General features: G+C 71.8%; 18 protein-coding genes and 1 tRNA gene. 10 read left to right on the top strand and 9 right to left on the bottom strand.

Annotated features, from left to right (window positions below; genetic code table 11):
- The first annotated feature begins 3 nt into the window (after positions 1 to 3).
- The 6 genes from ACLQ2U_RS08845 to ACLQ2U_RS08820 all read left to right on the top strand — a co-directional run bounded on the left by ACLQ2U_RS08845 (position 4) and on the right by ACLQ2U_RS08820 (position 4,581).
- Positions 4 to 963, top strand: a complete 960-nt coding sequence (locus tag ACLQ2U_RS08845; protein WP_425750056.1) for a UTP--glucose-1-phosphate uridylyltransferase — start codon at positions 4 to 6, stop codon at positions 961 to 963.
- The gene (glp, locus tag ACLQ2U_RS08840; protein WP_425750055.1) at positions 960 to 2,255 is read left to right on the top strand and encodes a gephyrin-like molybdotransferase Glp; all 1,296 of its coding nucleotides are present in this window, start codon (positions 960 to 962) and stop codon (positions 2,253 to 2,255) included. Before ACLQ2U_RS08845 ends, glp begins: the two co-directional genes overlap by 4 nt.
- Positions 2,252 to 2,902, top strand: a complete 651-nt coding sequence (locus ACLQ2U_RS08835) for a GNAT family N-acetyltransferase (protein WP_425750054.1) — start codon at positions 2,252 to 2,254, stop codon at positions 2,900 to 2,902. Before glp ends, ACLQ2U_RS08835 begins: the two co-directional genes overlap by 4 nt.
- A 177-nt stretch (positions 2,903 to 3,079) precedes the next feature.
- Entirely contained in the window at positions 3,080 to 3,877 is a 798-nt protein-coding gene (locus ACLQ2U_RS08830; RefSeq protein WP_425750053.1) for a hypothetical protein, read from the top strand.
- Between the two features lie 210 nt (positions 3,878 to 4,087).
- Positions 4,088 to 4,161, top strand: a tRNA-Ala gene (locus tag ACLQ2U_RS08825).
- Between the two features lie 135 nt (positions 4,162 to 4,296).
- On the top strand, positions 4,297 to 4,581 hold the full coding sequence (locus ACLQ2U_RS08820; protein WP_425750052.1) for a DUF4304 domain-containing protein: 285 nt from the start codon (positions 4,297 to 4,299) through the stop codon (positions 4,579 to 4,581).
- Here the strand turns inward: ACLQ2U_RS08820 and ACLQ2U_RS08815 are convergent.
- From ACLQ2U_RS08815 to ACLQ2U_RS08805, 3 genes are all read right to left on the bottom strand, one after another.
- Positions 4,562 to 5,257, bottom strand: a complete 696-nt coding sequence (locus ACLQ2U_RS08815) for a hypothetical protein (protein WP_425750051.1) — start codon at positions 5,255 to 5,257, stop codon at positions 4,562 to 4,564. The two genes, ACLQ2U_RS08820 and ACLQ2U_RS08815, sit on opposite strands and share 20 nt — an antisense overlap.
- Before the next feature lie 379 nt (positions 5,258 to 5,636).
- Positions 5,637 to 5,831 (bottom strand): general stress protein CsbD, encoded by a 195-nt coding sequence (locus ACLQ2U_RS08810; protein WP_425750050.1) that lies wholly within the window; start codon positions 5,829 to 5,831, stop codon positions 5,637 to 5,639.
- Positions 5,832 to 5,987: 156 nt separating this feature from the next.
- Positions 5,988 to 7,223, bottom strand: coding sequence for an RNA-guided endonuclease InsQ/TnpB family protein (locus tag ACLQ2U_RS08805; protein WP_425750049.1), 1,236 nt, complete (start codon positions 7,221 to 7,223; stop codon positions 5,988 to 5,990).
- Positions 7,224 to 7,246: 23 nt separating this feature from the next.
- On the opposite strand from ACLQ2U_RS08805, the gene tnpA reads away from it, so the two are divergent.
- Complete coding sequence (gene tnpA, locus ACLQ2U_RS08800; protein ID WP_425750048.1) at positions 7,247 to 7,663, top strand: IS200/IS605 family transposase; 417 nt, start codon at positions 7,247 to 7,249, stop codon at positions 7,661 to 7,663.
- Positions 7,664 to 7,837: 174 nt separating this feature from the next.
- Here the strand turns inward: tnpA and ACLQ2U_RS08795 are convergent, their stop codons facing one another.
- The 4 genes from ACLQ2U_RS08795 to ACLQ2U_RS08780 form a co-directional block, all read right to left on the bottom strand.
- Positions 7,838 to 8,725, bottom strand: a complete 888-nt coding sequence (locus ACLQ2U_RS08795; protein ID WP_425750047.1) for a S1 family peptidase — start codon at positions 8,723 to 8,725, stop codon at positions 7,838 to 7,840.
- Positions 8,726 to 9,014: 289 nt separating this feature from the next.
- A complete protein-coding gene (locus ACLQ2U_RS08790; RefSeq protein WP_425750046.1) occupies positions 9,015 to 9,425 on the bottom strand; it encodes a hypothetical protein in 411 nt (136 codons plus the stop codon).
- Positions 9,426 to 9,430: 5 nt separating this feature from the next.
- Positions 9,431 to 10,087: a 4'-phosphopantetheinyl transferase family protein gene (locus ACLQ2U_RS08785; RefSeq protein ID WP_425750045.1), complete on the bottom strand. Its 657-nt coding sequence runs from the start codon at positions 10,085 to 10,087 to the stop codon at positions 9,431 to 9,433.
- A complete protein-coding gene (locus ACLQ2U_RS08780) occupies positions 10,080 to 11,192 on the bottom strand; it encodes a DNA glycosylase AlkZ-like family protein (RefSeq protein WP_425750044.1) in 1,113 nt (370 codons plus the stop codon). The genes ACLQ2U_RS08785 and ACLQ2U_RS08780 overlap by 8 nt, the downstream gene beginning before the upstream one ends.
- Before the next feature lie 151 nt (positions 11,193 to 11,343).
- On the opposite strand from ACLQ2U_RS08780, the gene ACLQ2U_RS08775 reads away from it, so the two are divergent.
- Positions 11,344 to 11,604, top strand: coding sequence for a hypothetical protein (locus tag ACLQ2U_RS08775; protein WP_425750043.1), 261 nt, complete (start codon positions 11,344 to 11,346; stop codon positions 11,602 to 11,604).
- Between the two features lie 547 nt (positions 11,605 to 12,151).
- On the opposite strand, the gene ACLQ2U_RS08770 is transcribed toward ACLQ2U_RS08775, so the two are convergent.
- Positions 12,152 to 13,828 (bottom strand): dolichyl-phosphate-mannose--protein mannosyltransferase, encoded by a 1,677-nt coding sequence (locus ACLQ2U_RS08770; RefSeq protein ID WP_425750042.1) that lies wholly within the window; start codon positions 13,826 to 13,828, stop codon positions 12,152 to 12,154.
- Positions 13,829 to 13,920: 92 nt separating this feature from the next.
- Here ACLQ2U_RS08770 and rsmI point away from each other — a divergent pair, with 92 nt between their 5' ends.
- Positions 13,921 to 14,760: a 16S rRNA (cytidine(1402)-2'-O)-methyltransferase gene (gene rsmI / locus ACLQ2U_RS08765; protein WP_425750145.1), complete on the top strand. Its 840-nt coding sequence runs from the start codon at positions 13,921 to 13,923 to the stop codon at positions 14,758 to 14,760.
- A gap of 243 nt (positions 14,761 to 15,003) precedes the next feature.
- Entirely contained in the window at positions 15,004 to 16,806 is a 1,803-nt protein-coding gene (metG, locus tag ACLQ2U_RS08760; RefSeq protein WP_425750041.1) for a methionine--tRNA ligase, read from the top strand.
- A 61-nt stretch (positions 16,807 to 16,867) separates the two neighbouring features.
- On the opposite strand, the gene ACLQ2U_RS08755 is transcribed toward metG, so the two are convergent.
- On the bottom strand, positions 16,868 to 17,719 hold the full coding sequence (locus tag ACLQ2U_RS08755) for an alpha/beta fold hydrolase (protein WP_425750040.1): 852 nt from the start codon (positions 17,717 to 17,719) through the stop codon (positions 16,868 to 16,870).
- Positions 17,720 to 17,727: the final 8 nt, after the last annotated feature.

Below are 17,727 nucleotides of genomic sequence, written 5' to 3'. Positions count from 1 at the left end.
GGCATGTCGGAGCACTCAGCGAACTCCTCAACGCCCGCCGCGACCGGCCGTACCCGTGCGGTCAAGGCCGTCATCCCGGCCGCCGGCCTGGCCACCCGGTTCCTGCCGGCCACCAAGGCGGTGCCCAAGGAGCTGCTGCCGGTCGTCGACCGGCCGGTCCTGCAGTACATCGTCGAGGAGGCCACCCAGGCCGGCATCGGTGACGTTCTGCTGATCACCGGACGGGGTAAGACCTCGATGGTGGACCACTTCGACCGCCGTCCCGACCTGGAGGCCCGACTGGAGGCCAAGGGCGACCAGAAGACGCTCGACGCGGTACGCCGCCCGAGCGAGCTGGCCGAGATCTACACCTGCCGGCAGCCCGAGCAGCTCGGCCTCGGCCACGCCGTCGGGTACGCCGAGTCGCACGTCGGCGACCAGCCCTTCGCGGTGCTGCTCGGCGACGAGTTCGTCAAGCCGTCCGAGCCGCTGCTGCCGGCGATGCTGGAGCTGCAGGCGCGCACCGGCGGCGTGGTGCTGGCCTTCTTCGAGGTCGACCCGGCCGACACCAAGCGGTACGGCATCGCCTCGGTGGAGCCGGCCGAGTCCGAGCTGACCGACATCGGCGAGGTCGTCAAGGTCACCGGCATGGTGGAGAAGCCCAAGCCGGAGGACGCCCCGAGCAACCTGGCCGTCCTCGGCAGGTACGTGCTGCCGGGCCGGATCTTCGACGCGATCCGGCGGACGGAGCCGGGCAGCGGCGGCGAGATCCAGCTGACCGACGCGATGGAGCTGCTGCGCACCGAGGGCGTGCCGGTGCACGCGATCGTCTACCGGGGCACCCGCTACGACACCGGCATGCCGCTGGGCTACCTGCAGACGGTGGTGCAGATCGCCGCCGAGCGGGACGACCTCGGCGGGGAGTTCCGCAAGTGGCTGGCCGAGTTCGTCAACTCCGACGCGGCGGGCGGCTCCGGTACATGACCGCTACGGCCGACGCCGAGGCGGCCGCGAACGAGTTGACGCCGCTCGCCGACTACCTGGGCAGCGTGCTGCGCAGGTTACGCGCGCTGCCTCCGCTCGACCTCGACCTCACCCAGGCGTACGGCAACGTCCTCGCCGAGGACGTCGTCGCCCCGCACTCGTTCCCCGCCTTCGACCAGGCGGCCGTGGACGGGTACGCCGCGCGCTGGGAGGACCTCGTCGGGTACGGCCCCGTCCCCTCCGGGGGGCCGGGCGGCCGTACCGTGCGGCTCAACGTGGTCGGTGACCTCGGCGCGGCGAGCTGGCGACCGGTCCGGCTCACCCCGGGCTCGTGCTTCTCGGTGGCCGCCGGGGCGCCGCTGCCGGTCGCCGCGGACGTCGTGGTGCCGGTGGAGTGGACCGACCAGGGCATGGCCGCGGTGGAGATCTTCCGCACCCCCAAGCGGGGGTACGGGGTCCGCCGGGCCGGCGAGGAGCTGCCGGCCGGCACCCTGCTCGCCAGCGCCGGCACGTACGTCTCGCCGGCGCTGGTCGCCGTCTTCGCCGCCACCGGGATCGGGCACGTGGTGGTCCGGCCCAGCCCCCGGGTGGTCATTGTGGCCACCGGCGACGAACTGGTCGACGTGGGCCGGGGCAGCCAGCCGGGCCAGGTGGTGGACGCCAACTCGCACGCGCTGACCGCCGCGGCGGCCGAGGTGGGCGCGCTGGCGTACCGGGTGGGCATCTGCGACGACGACCCGGATGGGCTGCGCGGCCTGCTGGAGGACCAGACGCTGCGCGCCGACCTGATCGTCACCACCGGCGGCACCGGCACCGGGCCGGGGGACATGGTGCGCCGGATCCTGTCCAGGAGGGAGGGTGGCCGGGCCGGGCCGGTCACCTTCACTGACGTGGCGCTCTATCCCGGCACCGCGCTCGGATTCGGTACGGTCGGCGCCGAGGAGGTGCCGGTGGTGTGTCTTCCCGGTGAGCCCGGCGCGGCGCTGATCGGCTTCGAGGTGCTGGCCCGGCCGGCGATCCAACTGCTGGCCGGCGCCGAGCCGGTGTTCCGGCCCAGCGTCCGGGCGCACCTGCTGGAGACCATCTCGTCGCCAAGCGGGCTGCGCGAGTTCCGGCCCGCGCACGTGGCCGAGCGGCGCGGCGGCGGCTACACCGTCCAGCCTCTGCCGGGCGGGCCGTTCACCCTCTCCGGGCTGGCCGAGGCGAACGGGCTGATGGTGCTCGGCGAGCGGGTCACCGCCGCCGCCGCCGGCTCCACGGTGGACGTCTTGTTGCTGGATCGGCGCCGGTGAGCCTGTTCGGATTCGGGCGGGCGCCGGGCTGGCCGGTGGTGTTGGTGGACGGTCCGGTGGTGCTGCGGCCGTACCGGCGGTCCGACGCGGCGGCCTGGTCGGCGGTGCGGCGCGCCAACCGGGCCTGGCTGTCACCGTGGGAGTCGCACCTGCCGGGCGGCTGGGACGAGACGAACTCGCCGGCCGCGTTCCGCTACGTGCACCGCGACCAGCGGCGGTCGGCGCGTACCGGTGAGGGGATGCCGTTCGCGGTCTGCCTGCGCGAGGACGGCCGGGACCGGCTGGTCGGGCACATCAACCTGGGCAGCATCGTCCGGCGGGCGTACTGCTCCGGGTACGTCGGGTACTGGGTGGACTCCCGGGTGGCCGGTCGCGGGGTGATCCCGACCGCGATGGCGCTCGCCGTGGACCACGCGTTCGGGCCGGGCGGGCTGCACCGGGTGGAGGTCAACATCCGGCCGGAGAACCGTCCCTCCCGGAGGGTGGTGGAGAAGCTGGGCTTCCGCGAGGAGGCGTACCACGTGCGCTACATGCACATCGACGGTGCCTGGCGCGACCACATCGGATATGCGATGACCAGCGAGGAAGTGGCCGCCGAGGGCGGTCTGCTGGCCCGCTGGCACCGGGTACGCCACGCCGGCGGGTGAGCCGTCCCGCGGACGGGATCGGCGCGGCGTGCCGGCATCCCGGTCGGCGGCCCGTAACCTCAAGTAACTGCAAGCTGTGGCAAGCGCTGCTCGCCCGCAGGATCTGCGCCGTGGACGACCATCCGGGGAAGATCCTGCGGCACTCCGGCGGTTGCCCCGAATTCGGTGACGGGAGGGGTGAGGGTGCCGACGTCGGTGCTCCTCGCCGTCCTCGCCGCCGCCGGCCTGCTCGCCCTCGCTCCGGCGCTGGTCCGCCGGTACGACGCCACCGAGCGGCTGGTGGCGGAGCGGGCGCAGTCGACGGCGCGGGTGCTCCAGCGCCGCCGACGGGCTCGTACTGTCCCGGGCCGCCGGCCGGTCAACCCGTCCCGCGCCCTCGTCGTCACACTCAGCGAGGACTCGACCACGGGTGGCCTGGGCGCCCCGGTCTCCGCGCCGCCCGCGCCGGTACGCCGCTCCGGCCGGCTGCGCGCCGTGCCGCCCGCCCCTCGCAGGGCGCGCCGCCGACCGCCGTCCCACCGGCACCACACCCCGGCCGTCTACCGCCGGCGCCGGGTGCTGGCCGCGCTGCTGCTGCTCAACTTCGTCGAGCTGGTCGGCGTGATCGTGGTCAGCCCCGGGTTTTGGATCGGCTTCTCGGTCACCGCGACCCTGCTCGTGGCGTACGTCGTACACCTGCGGGGGCGCGCCCTGACGGAGCGCCGGCGGCGGCGGATCCAGGCCCGGGAGGTGGCCTGGCTGGCCGCCCGGCAGGCCGAGGTGCGGCGGGAGCAGGCCCGTCGGCAGGCGGCCCGCCGGGAGGCGCAGCGCCGCCTGGCGGCCCAGCGCGAGGCGGTACGCCGCTCCGCGATGGGCCTCGACCGCCCCACCGACCTCCCGCCGGCGGCCAGCGGCGGCGGCTCGGTTTCCTACCGACGGACGGGCGGGCTCCGTGGACGCCCGTACCAGTCCGGCCGCGGCCCCCACACCGCCTGACCCACGCACGCCCCTCCATCCCCCGGCGATCTTGCAGTTGCGGCCCTCGTTCTGCGTCCTTCGTCCTGTTCGTCCGAACCACACCTGCAAGATCGGCGGAGGAAGGGGTGGGCCGGTGGGGCGGTTCGCTCGGGGGAGAGGGGTCTGTTAGCCTTGTCGTCGGCCCGCCCGGTGAAAGCCGGGTGGGACCGAAGCCGGTCCGCCGGCGGAGGGGTTGTGGCGCAGTCCGGTAGCGCACCTCGTTCGCATCGAGGGGGTCAGGGGTTCGAATCCCCTCAACTCCACCCCAGGTCAAAGGCTGTTTCCGCTAGTCGGAGACGGCCTTTTTCGATCTTGTACAGCAACGGAGTGCAGCAACCCCTGCGCGCCCTCCCGATTCGACTTCTTTCCCCCAATACGATCTTCCGCATGGAGCGCCGGTGCGGCAGGCATACCGGAACATGATCGCCAAGCAGGTCGGGCCGGTGCTACGAGGGCACGGATTCAAACGGTCGCACGGCACCTTTCGCCGGATCTCCGATGCCGGCCATGCCGCGGTCGTCGAGTTCCAGGGATTCGCGGGCAGCTGGGGTGACACTTCCCTCTTCTACGTCTACCTCGGGGTCGCCACCGCCCCATGGCTTGACTGGTTCCAGGAGCGATTGAGCGGAAAATACCGTGATCGGCCCACGGCGTGCTGCGGTTTCAGGCCGGAGTCTTGGTGAGGAGGGGCTTGTGACGGCTCCATAGCCACCGCAGGTACTCCTGCAGTTCCTCGAGCGTGGCGACCCATTCCTTGTTCATGTACGTGAGGATGCGTTCCGCTTCCCCGGGGAGCAGGTCGTAGGCGGTGGCTTGCGTTTCTGGGATGGCTGCGTCGGGAGAGATAGTCACTGGGTCCGGGATGAGGGGGATGCGGATCCCGCTCTGGCTGAGCGCTTTGAGGACTGTGAGGTAGACGCGAGGCAGGTGGTATGAGGAGACGGTGAGGGCGAGGCTGGTGATGCCGAGGTCTTCGACCTGGCCGGCGATCCATGCGCCTTGTAGGCCGGTGTTGGGGGCCGGTTCGGCCTGGAGGTAGACCCCACGAAGGCGGCGGAGGCCGAGACTGCGCAAGTAGTCGAGCGTGATCTCGATGTAAGTGTCTTCGGCCGGGTTCCCATTTGCTACCAGCAGGTACCTGATGTCTCGGTTGGCCTCCCAGCCGCGGATCGCATGAGTGTGACGCCACTCCTCTCCCTGGCCGGTGGGTACGACGAGTGCGTCGACGTGGCCAGCGGCCGAGTGGGGCAGGGCCAGGATCACCATGAAGGCCTTCATCACGTCCATGAGCTGGCCAGATGTGAAGCCGGCGAGATCCTCTGTCTGCACGATCCGTGGGGTCGCTCTATTCGGATTCACCGATGCTCCACCTCCGCACCCGGTGACCGGACGGCATGCCTACCGGCTCGCCGTTCGATGCCCAGCAGCCGGACGGGGCGCGGGCGGTACGGCGCGATGGCTGCAAGATCCACGATTCCAATGATCTCACTATTCGCATCAAGCGGAACGTCCCGGCGTCGTGATCAACACCGTCTGTGCGTCCTGGCACAAGGCTGGCCGTACAGCTCGTCGACGCGGCCCAGGAGCTGGCCCACGTCCCCGCCGGCCACCTGCACTACCGGTTCCTCGGCTGGACCCGATGAGCATCCTGCGGCCCGGCGACGAGAAGTTCCACTACAGCGACGGCTCCACGGCAGCGCCCCCGACCCGCGGACCGAGGGCGCCGCGTCGTGCCGGGTCAGCTGGTGAAGCTCTCCCGCGCATCCCGCGCGTCCTCCTGGACGTGCTCGCCGGGCTGCCTGCCCCGGGTCTCATCCCGCTGCATCACCCGCTCCGCCCGCGACCGCTCGTCCTGGGTCATATCGCCCATTCGCGCCCTGGCGGCGCCGGCCACCCGCTCGACCTTGTCCTTGGCCCTTTCGGTGGAGCTCATGTCGCCTCCCTGCCGTTTTGGCGGACCGGGGTGCTGTCCGCCCCTCCGGACCCGCGTCCCCGCCGGTCCGCGGGTGAAAACCCCGGTCAGCTCCCGAGCTGCTCACCGAGGCGTTTGAGCGGCGGGGGTGCAGCTACGATTGACGTTCTCCCCGCCCTAGAGGACGGGGATTCCCTCCGCGCTGCGCGCGGAACAGCGCGCAGCGCGCGGGCGGATTCCTGCTTCCCGGCGTGGTGCCGGCACGGGTGCCGGTCTTACCTGCGCTCCACAGGCGTTTAGGCTCTCGGCGCGTCCCGCCGCGAGCACGTTGATGGCCGCGTTGACGTCCCGGTCGTGAACCGCACCGCACGGGCAGGTCCACGACCGGACGTTCAGCGGCTTGGGTCCGTCGGGCCGGCTGCACACCGAGCACGTCTGCGACGTGGGCGCGAACCGGTCGATCTTTGCGAAGGTGCGCCCGTACCGGGCGGCCTTGTACTCCAGCATCGCGGTGAAGCCGGCCCAGCCGGCGTCGTGCACCGACTTCGCCAGGCGGGTCCGGGCGAGGCCGGTAACACACAGGTCCTCGACGTACACCGCTTGGTTGTCGCGGATGATCTGGGCCGAGAGCTTGTGCTGCCAGTCTCGCCGGGTGTCAGCCACCCGGGCGTGCGCCTTCGCCACCTTGACGACGGCCTTCTTGCGGTTGTTGCTGCCCCGCTGCTTGCGGGACAGGTCCTGCTGGAGTCGGCGCAGCTTGCGGGCGGCTCGGCGCAGGAATTGCGGCGCCGCCACCTTCGTGCCGTCGGACAGGACCGCGAAGTGGGTCAGACCCAGGTCGATGCCCACCTCGGCGTCGGCCGGCGGCAGCGGCTCGTCGGCGGCCTGGACGACGAACGAGGCGAAGTACCGGCCCGCTGCGTCCTTGACGACCGTCACCGAGCTCGGTGGAGCGGGCAGCGCCCGCGACCACCGCACCGCCAGATCACCGATCTTCGGCAGCCGCAGCCGACCGTTGTCCATCACCTTGAATCGGGCGTTGGCGGTGAACCGGATGGCCTGCCGGTTGTCCTTGCGCGACCGGAACCGCGGCGGGGCCACCTTGCGGCCCTTCCGCTTCCCGGACCGGGATGCGAAGAAGTTGCGGTACGCGAGGTTCAGATCGGCGAGGGCCTGCTGAAGCACCACCGCCGACACCTCGCCCAGCCACGCCCGCTCCGGCGTCGTCTTCGCCTCGGTGATCACCTGCTTGGACAGGTCCCCGTCGGCGATGTAGGGCAGGCCCTGCTCCCGGGCTTCCTGTCGTGCGCGCAGCGCGTCGTTGAACACCACCCGCGCGCACCCGAACGCCCGCGCCAGCGATTGCTGCTGGACGAGCGTCGGGTAGACGCGGTAGTTGTACCGGAGCTGCACATCGGACAGACTAGCGTTGGTCTATGACTGAGGCCTCAAGCGTACGTACTGGCAGGCATTGCGTTTTCGCGCTGCATGCCCACTTGGTCTTCGTGACGAAGTTCCGGCACCGCGTATTTGGTGACCGGCACCTGGTGCGGCTGGAGGAGATCATGCGGTCGGTGTGCGCCGACTTCGAGTGCGAGCTGGTCGAGTTCAACGGCGAAGGCGAGCACGTGCACCTGCTGGTCAACTTCCCGCCCAAGGTGGCGCTGGCGCGGCTGGTCAACAGCCTCAAGGGCGTATCGTCCCGGCGGATGCGTCAGGAGTTCCCCGATCTCGTTCGCCACTACTACCAGGCCAACCGGCTCTGGTCAGCCTCGTACTTCGCCGGGTCCGTCGGCGGCGCACCCCTGACTGTCCTGCGCCAGTACATCGAGCAGCAGAACCGGCCAGGTTAGAGCACGCTCGGGCCCAGACGGCCCTCCCGCGCGGGCCTTCAACCCCGCCCTGAAGGGCGGAGCACTGGCCCGCATCTTGGTAGCTACGCAAGTTGCCAAGGGTGCAGACATGAAGCAGACCCCGGGGCGGCCCGGCCGAGAGAGGCGGCCTCTCGGCCGGGCGCGCCGGGTGGATCAGTACACGGTCACGTTGTACGCGTTGGCCGCTTCGCGAACAGGCTGGTAGAAGGTTGTGCCGCCGGACTTGCAGTCGCCGCTGCCGCCGGAGGTGATGCCGAGCGCCTTGGAGCCGTCGTAGAGTGCGCCGCCGGAGTCGCCGGGCTCAGCGCACACGTTGGTCCGGATCATGCCACTGACGGTGCCGCCGCCCTTGCCGACGTAGCGGACTGAGACGTTGAGTGCGGTGACGGTTCCACTGTGGGTGCCCGTGGTCGACCCGGTGCGCTTGACCGACTCCCCGACATAGGCGTCCGCGACTGTGAACCCGCCAGGGTGGCTGAGCGAGGTGTTGTCGTAGCGGACCAGCGCGTAGTCGTTGCCAGGGTAGCTGGAGCCGATGGTCGGGCCGATGAGAGTGGTGTGGCTGGAGTTGGTGTACCAGGTGTTGGCCACGTCCCCGCAGTGCCCGGCGGTGAGGAAGTAGTAGGTGCTGCCGCTGACGACGTTGAAGCCGAGCGAGCAACGATACTGGCCGCCGTAGATGGCATCACCGGCGGACAGCAGCGGGGTGAAGACACCGGGGGCGCGCTCGACCCGAATCGCACCGGCGTTGGCGCCTGCACTCTGCCTGATCTTCGCGATCTCTGCCCGGGAGACGCTGCTGTCGGCCGTCACAAGGACGTGGTCGGCTCCCTCGTCCACATGCCATGCGATGCCCTCGACGCCCGACCGTTGCACCGCGTCGCTCACCTCGGAGAGCTGGCTGGCGCTGTAGTCCTGAGGGGACGCCGACACGGCGGTCGGCAGGGCAAAGGCGGTGGTGGCGACCATGCCGACGGTTACGGCGAGCAGCTGGGCGGATCGGGCGATCTGACGACGGGATGGACTGCGTTTGATCCTCACGGTCTCCTCCTCGGGAGTGATAGGACCAGATGGGTGGTGGCCCCGTGAGTCGCCGTCGGGAGGAGCGCCGCGGGTCAGTCGAAGTCGTCCTCCTGACGAACGCTTTCGTCAGTATCGGCGCGCATCAATCAGTTTGCCAAGGTGCAACTTCCTGGGCGAACGTGCAGGTCGCGAAACGGCCGAGCCCGGACCGGTGCTGATCACGGACGCACGTTGACGGATCAGACTGGACCAACGGACGGCAGGGGTGTCCAGCCACCAGAAGCCGTCATCCGCCTGGAAGAAGACGTCACCGAACGGACCTCCGCGAATCCTGTCGGGCCGGCCCCCGCCAGAGGGCCGGCCCGTTCACAGGCCGGACGTCACGGCTTCCAGGAGCCGGCCGCCTCGCCACCGCCGCCGCGACCACACCGCCGCAGCAGAGCAGCAGCACCGCCACCACGGCGCCGACGATGATCCACGGCTTTTGCTTCGACTTCGGCGCCTGGGGCGCGCCCATCGGGTAGCCCGGCGGCACCGGCGCGCCCGGCGCCGGCGGGTACGGCCCAGCCGACGCGGGCGGGTAGCCGCCGCCGGCGACCGGCGGGTACGGCGCGCCCGACACCGGCGGCTGGGGCGCGTACGGGTTCTGCGGCGCGCCCGAGACCGGCGGCAGCGGCGCGGTCGGGTCGGCGGGGTACTGCGGGACGGGTGCGCGCAACCGGGTCAGCGAAGGGGCAGCACCGCCGCCGTCCGGACCAGGTCGCCGGCCACCACGAACCGGCCGGTGACCACCGACGGCGGGTCGGCCACCGCCGCCGCCGCGACCCGCTCCGGGTTGATCCGCGCGGTGAACGTGCCGGCGTCCGGGTCGAGGTCCACGGCGGCGTCCTGGAAGTCCAACCAGGACCCCACCACCGGGTGCCAGACCTTGTAGACGGTCTCCTTGGCGCTGAACACCACGACCGGCCAGCCGACACCGCCGGGCAGCCGGGCCAGCCGCTCCTCCTCCTCGGGCCGCAGGATCAGCCGGCGTACCCCCGGGCTGAGTTCCTTGTGCCGCTCGGCGTCCATGCCCACCGACCGGACCTCCGTGCGGCGGGCGACCGCAGCGGCGCAGTAGCCGCGGGTGTGGGTGATGGTGCCGACCACGCCGGCCGGCCAGACCGGGGAGCGGTCGCCGGCCGCGACCAGCGGCGCGGCCGGCATCCCGAGCGCGGCCATCGCCCGCCGGGCGCAGACCCGGCCGGCGGTGAAGTCCCGCCGCCGGCTCTCCACCGCGCGTTCGCCGAGCCCCGCCGCTTCCTCGGGGAGCAGATCGCCCACCCAGTCCGGCGGCCCGGCCTCGACCACCACGACCGTCGGTGGCAGCAGGTCACGCATCACCCACCCCTTTCAGGTACGACCGCAGCCGCTCCCGCTCGGCGTCGAGCCGCTCGGCCGGCACCGGCGGCGACTCGGGCCAGAGTGTCACCTCCGGCTCGCCGTCACGGGCCTCCCAGGTGCCGACCACCCGGCCTCGGTGCACCACCACCGGCGCGATCCACCCGGCGGCCCGGCTCACGTCCGAACGGCGCGCCGGTGGCACCACCGTCGGATCCTTCGTGCCCGGCCCGAGCACCCACTGGTCGAAGGCGGGCAGCAGGCGTACCTCGTCGGTGGGCTCGGCGGCGGCGATCTCCTCGACGTCGCCGGCCCGGGCGTACGCCGGCCGGCCGTCCACGGTCACCTCGACCAGCTCGCCCGCCTCGACCAGTCGCCGGAACCAGCCGCGCAGCATCGGCCGCTTCCACCCGCCCCGGCTCAGCCACTGGTCGAAGGTCTCCGCGTCCGCCGGCCCGTACGCCCCGAGGTAGGCCGGGACGACCCGGTCCGCCGCTGTGTCCGGGTCGGGCAGCCCGGGCCAGTCGGGCAGCAGGGTGTCGGGGCGGGTGAAGGTGACCCGGTTGCCGTCGGCCGGCCCGTGCACCAGCAGCCCCTGCCAGGCCAGCGGCTTGAGCACCGCGCCCCAGCCGGAGGTCAGGTGCCCGGCGAGCGTGGCGTCCCCGGTGCGGGCCACGATCTCGGCGGTGAGCTGCTCGCGGCCGAGGATCCGACCGTCCAGCGCGGACACCGCCGCCTCGGCGATCGCGTCGAGCTGGCCGACCGTGACAAAGCTGCGCTGCCAGGAGCCCTTCTCCCAGAACCGGCCGGCGGCCAGCAGGGACAGGCAGGACGGGGCGTCCACGGTGCGCAGCAGGTGCAGGGTGCCGCGCATCGCCCAGGTCTTCGCCAGCGCGCCGGCGGCGAGCGCGGCGGCCGTCGTACCCCGTTGCGAGGTGGGCTGCCGGGCGGCGACGGCCTGCGCGGCGGCGGAGGCCAGCTGCGCCTGCACCCCGACCAGCCGGCCGACCACGGTGTCGGTCTCGGCGCCGGCCGGGCGGTCCAGCAGTTGCCGGGTCGCCCGCCAGGCCAGCACCCGGTCGACGGGAAGGTCAATCACGGCCATGGCTGGTGAACGTACCGCAATGACGTAACGCCGGAGCGTGGCGCGGCGCTGTAAGAGCGTCGCTGGGGAGCCGACCGGATCACGTCCGTCACGGGGCCCGAGGGGTCGCCGTGCACGGCCACCCGTCGGAACAACTGGAGAGGAAGTGACGATGACCGGTCGTGCGGAACCCCCGCGGTCACGCCCCGACGAGCACGTCCCGGTGACGCCGGGCTGGACCTGCGGCTCCTGCGGCGACGAATGGCCGTGCGCGACGAAGCGGACCCGGCTGCTCGCGGAGTACAAGGTGGACCGCGCCTCGCTCAGCGTCTATCTGGGCTCCTGCCTGGCCGCGGCGAGCGTGGACCTGCCCGGGTCACCCGGCTCGTTGCTGCGGGACCGGTTCATCGGCTGGGTGCCGAGGGGGCGCTGACGTCCTGACCGCACCGGCGCGGTCGTTCCCGCGGCGTCCGCGCCCGGCCCCTCGGTGCCGTGCCTCTTCGCGCGCGTCCCGGTTCCTCATGATCGGGCACGAAACGGTACGGACCGACCCAATGTAAACCTTTTGCGCCCCCATGCATCCGTCGGGAATCTGACTCAACTCGTCCCGTTGTGCCGGTGCCGCAACGTGGTTAAGCTCTTCTTGCGCGCCCCAATCGCCCGCTTCCCCCGTGGCAGGCGATCGGGGCGTGCCCTATTTCTCCCGGTGTTCGCCCGCCCGATGTGCCGGCGAACCGGGTCCCTCCGCCCGGCTGGTCGGCTGTTCCGCCTCCCGTGCTCCGGCGCGCGCAATTCCTCCACGCCGCCGATCCCGGTGGGACCTCTGTCGCGCCCTTTGGAACTGATGACGTGAACGAATCAGCGGCTCGGCGGCCATCCCGCCGCCCGGACCCGGCGGGCATGGGCGGTAGCGAGCCCGCGGTGTCCCCGGAGGCCGGCCGGGAAGCCACGGCGGGCGACGGGCCGACGAGGGGCGCGGATCAGATCCAGCGCCCGTCCAGCCACATCCGGGCCGACCAGTCGTCGTACGGCAGCACGTGGCCCACGAAGATCGGATAGAAGTACGCGAAGCAGAGCGCCACCAGCAGCACGTACGCGCCCACGATCACGCCGCCCACCATCCGCCGGTCGGCACCCCGCTCCGCCGCCTCCTCGGGGTCGGCCGGCGCGGGGCCGTCCGGGACGGTCGGTGTGACGATCGCGCCGAGGACGTAGACCACGGCCAGCACCAGGAACGGCAGCACCGGGGCGGCGTAGAAGGAGAACATCGTCCGGCCGTCGAGGGCGAACCAGAACCAGGGCAGCAGGCCGGTGGCGACGGTGAGCAGGATCGCCCCGGCCCGCCAGTCCCGCCGGGCCAGGCCCAGCCAGGCCAGCGCCGCCAGGGCGGGCAGGAACGACCACCAGAGCAGCGGCGTGCCGAGCAGCAGGATCTCCGAGGCGCAGCTCGGGGCGCCGCAGGCGCCGTCGCCGGACCAGTAGAAGGCGACGGGCCGGCCGAGCAGCAGCCACTGCCATGGCCAGGACTGGTACTTGTGCGGCGTCTCCAGGTCGGTGTGGAAGTCGAACGCCGCCTTGTGATATTGGAACAGGTTGTTCAGCGCCCCGATGATCGGGGTGTCGCTGAGCCCGGGAGTGTTCGGGTAGCGGGACGCCAGCCGGTAGTAGCCGTCGTCGGTGAGCAGCCAGCCCGACCAGGTGGCCAGGTACGTCCCGACGATCAGCAGCCCGGCGAGCACCAGCCAGGGCAGTTCGTCCAGGAGCGCGTCGCGCCACGGGCGGCGTACTCCGGCGGAACGGCGGACACCGACCTCCCAGAGCAGCACCAGCAGCCCGAACGCCGGCACGAAGTAGACCGCGCTCCACTTCACCGCGCAGGCGCAGCCGAGCAGCACCCCGGCGACCAGCCGCCACCACGGCCAGGTCCGCCAGCCACCGGCCGGCCGCCCGGCCCGCCCGGGCGTGGTCGGGTCCAACCCGGCCGCCAGGGCCCGGCTCCAGCGCCGCCGCCGGGCGTCCCGGTCCAGGACCAGCGCGCCGAAGGCGGCCAGCACGAACAGCAGCAGGAAGATGTCGAGCAGCGCGGTACGGGAGAGCACCAGGTGGAAGCCGTCCAGCGCGAGCAGCAGGCCGGCGGCGCAGCCCAGCGTGGTGGAGCGGAACATGCGCCGCGCGATCCGGGTCAGCATGAGCACCGAGACGATGCCGGCGAGCGCCGCCGCGATCCGCCAGCCGAACTCCGGGGCGGTGGTGAACAGGTGGCCCGGGACGGAGATGTTGAGCTCCTGGTCCTGGTAGCCGAAGGCCCACTCGCCGAGCCCGATCAGCCACTTGCCCAGCGGCGGGTGGACCACGTACGACGGGCCGTTGTCCTTGTAGTTCCACTCGACGCCCTTGTCGATCAGCCCGTAGGCGTCCCGGGCGTAGTAGATCTCGTCGAAGATCTTGCCCTTGGGACCGCTCAGCCCGAGCAGGCGCAGCACCGCGGCGATCGCCACCACCACGGCGGTGGCGATCCACGAGTTCACGTCCAGCCGGGCCTCGACGGTGGCGAGCCGGCGGCGGACCACCGCCGGGATGCCACCGTCACCGGCCGGTGAGGTCACCTGCTCGGGCCGGTCCGCGTTCGCGCTCTGTGCTGTCGCCGCACTCGTCACCCGGCGATCGTAGGCTGCGAAGGTGCCCGGTGGCGTCGGTCGTCGCCGAGATTGGCACCGCTGTCGATGAAGGAGCACACTCCGTGGGTGAAATGTCCGAGGTTGGGCGCCTGATCCTGCTCGGCGCGCCGCTGGGCAACCCCGCCGACGCCTCGGCCCGGTTCCGGGAGGTGCTCGCCACCGCCGACGTGGTCGCCGCCGAGGACACCCGCCGGCTCACCCGGCTGGCCCGCGACCTCGACGTCACCGTCCCCGGCCGGATCGTCTCCTACTTCGAGGGCAACGAGGAACGGCGCACCCCCGAGCTGGCCGAGGTGCTCACCGCCGGGTACGTGGTCGCGCTGGTCACCGACGGCGGGATGCCCAGCGTCTCCGACCCCGGCTACCGGCTGGTCCGGGCCGCCCTCGACGCTGGCGTGCCGGTCACCGCCGCCCCCGGGCCGAGCGCGGTCACCACCGCGCTGGCCCTGTCCGGCCTGCCCTGCGACCGGTTCTGCTTCGAGGGCTTCCTGCCCCGCTCGCCCGGGACCCGCCGGTCCCGGCTGCGGGCGCTCGCCGCCGAGGAGCGCACGCTGGTGTTCTTCGAGGCGCCGCACCGGATCACCGGCGCGCTGGCCGACCTGGCCGCGGCGTTCGGCGCCGACCGCCCCGCCGCGCTCTGCCGCGAGCTGACCAAGACGTACGAGGAGGTCGTCCGCCGGCCGCTCGGTGAGCTGGCCGACTGGGCCGCCGAGGGTGAACCGCGCGGCGAGATCACCCTGGTGGTGGCCGGCGCGCCGGCCACCCCGGCCGAGCGGCCCGACGACGACGCGCTGCGCGCCGCGGTGGCCGAGCGCGAGGCCGCCGGTATGTCCCGCCGGGACGCGATCAGCGAGGTTGCCACCGGGTACGGGCTTCGCCGGCGGGACGTCTACACCGTCGTGCACCGCTGACGGCGGGGCTCACCAGGCGGCGATCAGGAATTCCAGGGTGATCAGCAGTGGCCCGCCTGACCTCGTCGTGCCCCGCTCGTCTACCAGTCAAGACAGTCATTGGACACCGCGCCGTCGGAAGGCCCGGGCAGCTCAGGCCGCGCGTCGGCGGCAAATCGGACGAACGGCTCGATTCGGATCCGCCGGGCCGGGGAGGCCTATTGGTTCGCGGGCACCCGGAGCCGGTCACTAGGCTTGCTGGTCATGAGTCACGTTCTCGCCGCGGTCGCCTGGCCCTACGCCAACGGCCCGCGCCACATCGGCCACGTATCCGGATTCGGCGTTCCCTCCGACGTCTTCTCCCGGTACATGCGGATGGCCGGTCACGACGTGCTCATGGTCTCGGGCACCGACGAGCACGGCACGCCGATCCAGGTGCAGGCCGACACCGAGGGGGTCACCCCGCGCGAGCTGGCCGACCGGTACAACCGGGTGATCGCCGAGGACCTGCGGGCGCTCGGGCTGTCGTACGACCTGTTCACCCGCACCACCACCCGCAACCACTACGCGGTGGTCCAGGAACTCTTCGTGGGGCTGCACCGCAACGGCTACATCGTCCCCAAGGTCACCACCGGCGCGATCTCCCCGTCCACCGGCCGGACACTGCCCGACCGCTACATCGAGGGCACCTGCCCGATCTGCGGCTACGACAGCGCCCGCGGCGACCAGTGCGACAACTGCGGCAACCAGCTCGACCCGATCGACCTGATCAACCCCAAGTCCAAGATCAACGGTGAGACGCCGGAGTTCGTCGAGACCGAGCACTTCTTCCTCGACCTGCCCGCCCTGGCCGACGCGCTACGGCAGTGGCTGGACACCCGGGAGGGCTGGCGCCCCAACGTGCTGCGGTTCTCGAGGAACCTGCTCGACGACCTGCAGCCCCGGGCCATCACCCGGGACCTGGAGTGGGGCGTGCCGATCCCGCTCGACGGCTGGCGCGACCGGGGCGACAAGCGGATCTACGTCTGGTTCGACGCGGTGATCGGCTACCTGTCCGCCTCCATCGAGTGGGCCCGCCGCACCGGCGACCCGGAGGCCTGGCGCAGGTGGTGGTCCGCCGATGGCGAGGGCAAGGACGCCCGCGGCTACTACTTCATGGGCAAGGACAACATCGTCTTCCACTCGGTGATCTGGCCGGCGCTGCTCTCCGGCTACTCCGGCGAGGGCGGGCGCGACGGCGAGCCGGGCGAGCTGGGCCGGCTCAACCTCCCCACGGAGGTGGTCTCCAGCGAGTACCTGACCATGGAGGGGCGGAAGTTCTCCTCGTCCCGCAAGGTGGTCATCTACGTCCGGGACTTCCTGGAGCGGTACGACGCCGACGCGCTGCGCTACTTCATCGCCGCCGCCGGGCCGGAAAGCAACGACACCGACTTCACCTGGGCCGAGTTCCTCCGCCGCAACAACGACGAGCTGGTCGCCGGCTGGGGCAACCTGGTGAACCGGTCCGTCTCGATGGCGGCGAAGAACTTCGGCGCGATCCCGCCGGTCGACCCGGCCGGGCTCACCGAGGCCGACGAGGCGCTGCTCGCCACCGCACGGGCCGGCTTCGCCACGGTCGGCGACCTGATCGCCAAGCACCGGCAGAAGCAGGCCATCGGCGAGGCGATGCGGGTGGTCGCCGAGGCCAACCGGTACCTCTCCGAGCAGGCCCCGTGGAAGCTCAAGGGCGAGGCGGACAAGCCGCGGATGGGCACCATTCTGCACGTCGCCCTCCAGGTGGTCAGCGACGCCAACACACTGCTCACCCCGTTCCTGCCGCACTCCGCGCAGAAGATCCACGAGCTGCTCGGCGGCACCGGCGTGCACGCGCCGATGCCGGTCATCGAGGAGGTCGAGGACCTCGACGGCGGGCCGGCGTACCCGGTGCTGACCGGGGACTACACGGTCGGGGCGCGCTGGGAGTCCGTACCGATGGAGGCCGGCAGGCCGCTCGCCGCGCCGAAGCCGGTCTTCCGCAAACTCGACCCGGTCATCGTCGAGGAGGAGCTGGCCCGGCTGGCCGGCTGACCGCACCCGCGTCGACGCGGCCCCCGGGGTGTCTCCGGGGGCCGCGTCGGGTTTTCGCCGGTCAGGCGCGGGCCATGCGCGGCTGCCTGATGAAGCTCATGATCGCCTGGTTGACCTCGTCCGCGTTCGTCCAGGGTGTGCCGTGCGGGGCGCCGTTCAGCGTCACCAACTGGCCATTGGGCAGCATCGGCGCCAACCGCTGCCCGGTCACCGGGTACGGCAGCACGTTGTCCTGGTCGCCCTGCACGATCAGCACCGGCACGTCGATCCGCGGCACGTCACCCCGGAAGTCGGTCAGCCAGGCGTCCACGCTGTCCAGCGTGCCCTTGGCCGACGCCTGCGCGCCGATGTTCCAGTGCGCCCGGTACGCCTCCTCGCTGACCAGCTTCCCCTTGTTCTGGTCCCAGTTGAAGAAGTTGTTGCAGAACTGGGTGAGGAAGGCGAACCGGTCGGCCCGGATGGCCTGCTTGAAGCCGTCGAAGAGGCTCTGGTCCACGCCCTCCGGGTTGTCCGCGGTCTTCAGCAGGAACGGGGCCAGCGGCGCCAGCAGCACCGCCTGGTTGACCCGGTTCGAGCCGTACGTGCCCAGGTAGCGGGTCACCTCACCGGTGCCCATCGAGTGGCCGACCAGCACCGTGTCCCGCAGGTCCAGCTCGGTCATGATCATGTCGAGGTCGGCGGCGAAGGTGTCGTAGTCGTACCCCGTCGCGGGCTGGCTGGACGCGCCGAAACCCCGCCGGTCGTACGTGATCACCCGGTAGCCGGCCTCCAGCAGCGCGCCGGCCTGTTTCTCCCAGGTGGCGCCGTTGAACGGGAAGCCGTGAATCAGCACGATCGGCTGACCCGAACCGTGGTCCTCGTAGTACAGGTCGATGGGCGCGGAGTTCTCCGCGCCGACGGTGATGAAAGGCATTCGGGCTC

The organism is Micromonospora sp. DT47, from assembly GCF_049844475.1.
In the GTDB taxonomy this organism is placed as follows: Bacteria; Actinomycetota; Actinomycetes; order Mycobacteriales; family Micromonosporaceae; genus Micromonospora.
This window is presented reverse-complemented; position numbering and strand designations above follow the sequence as displayed.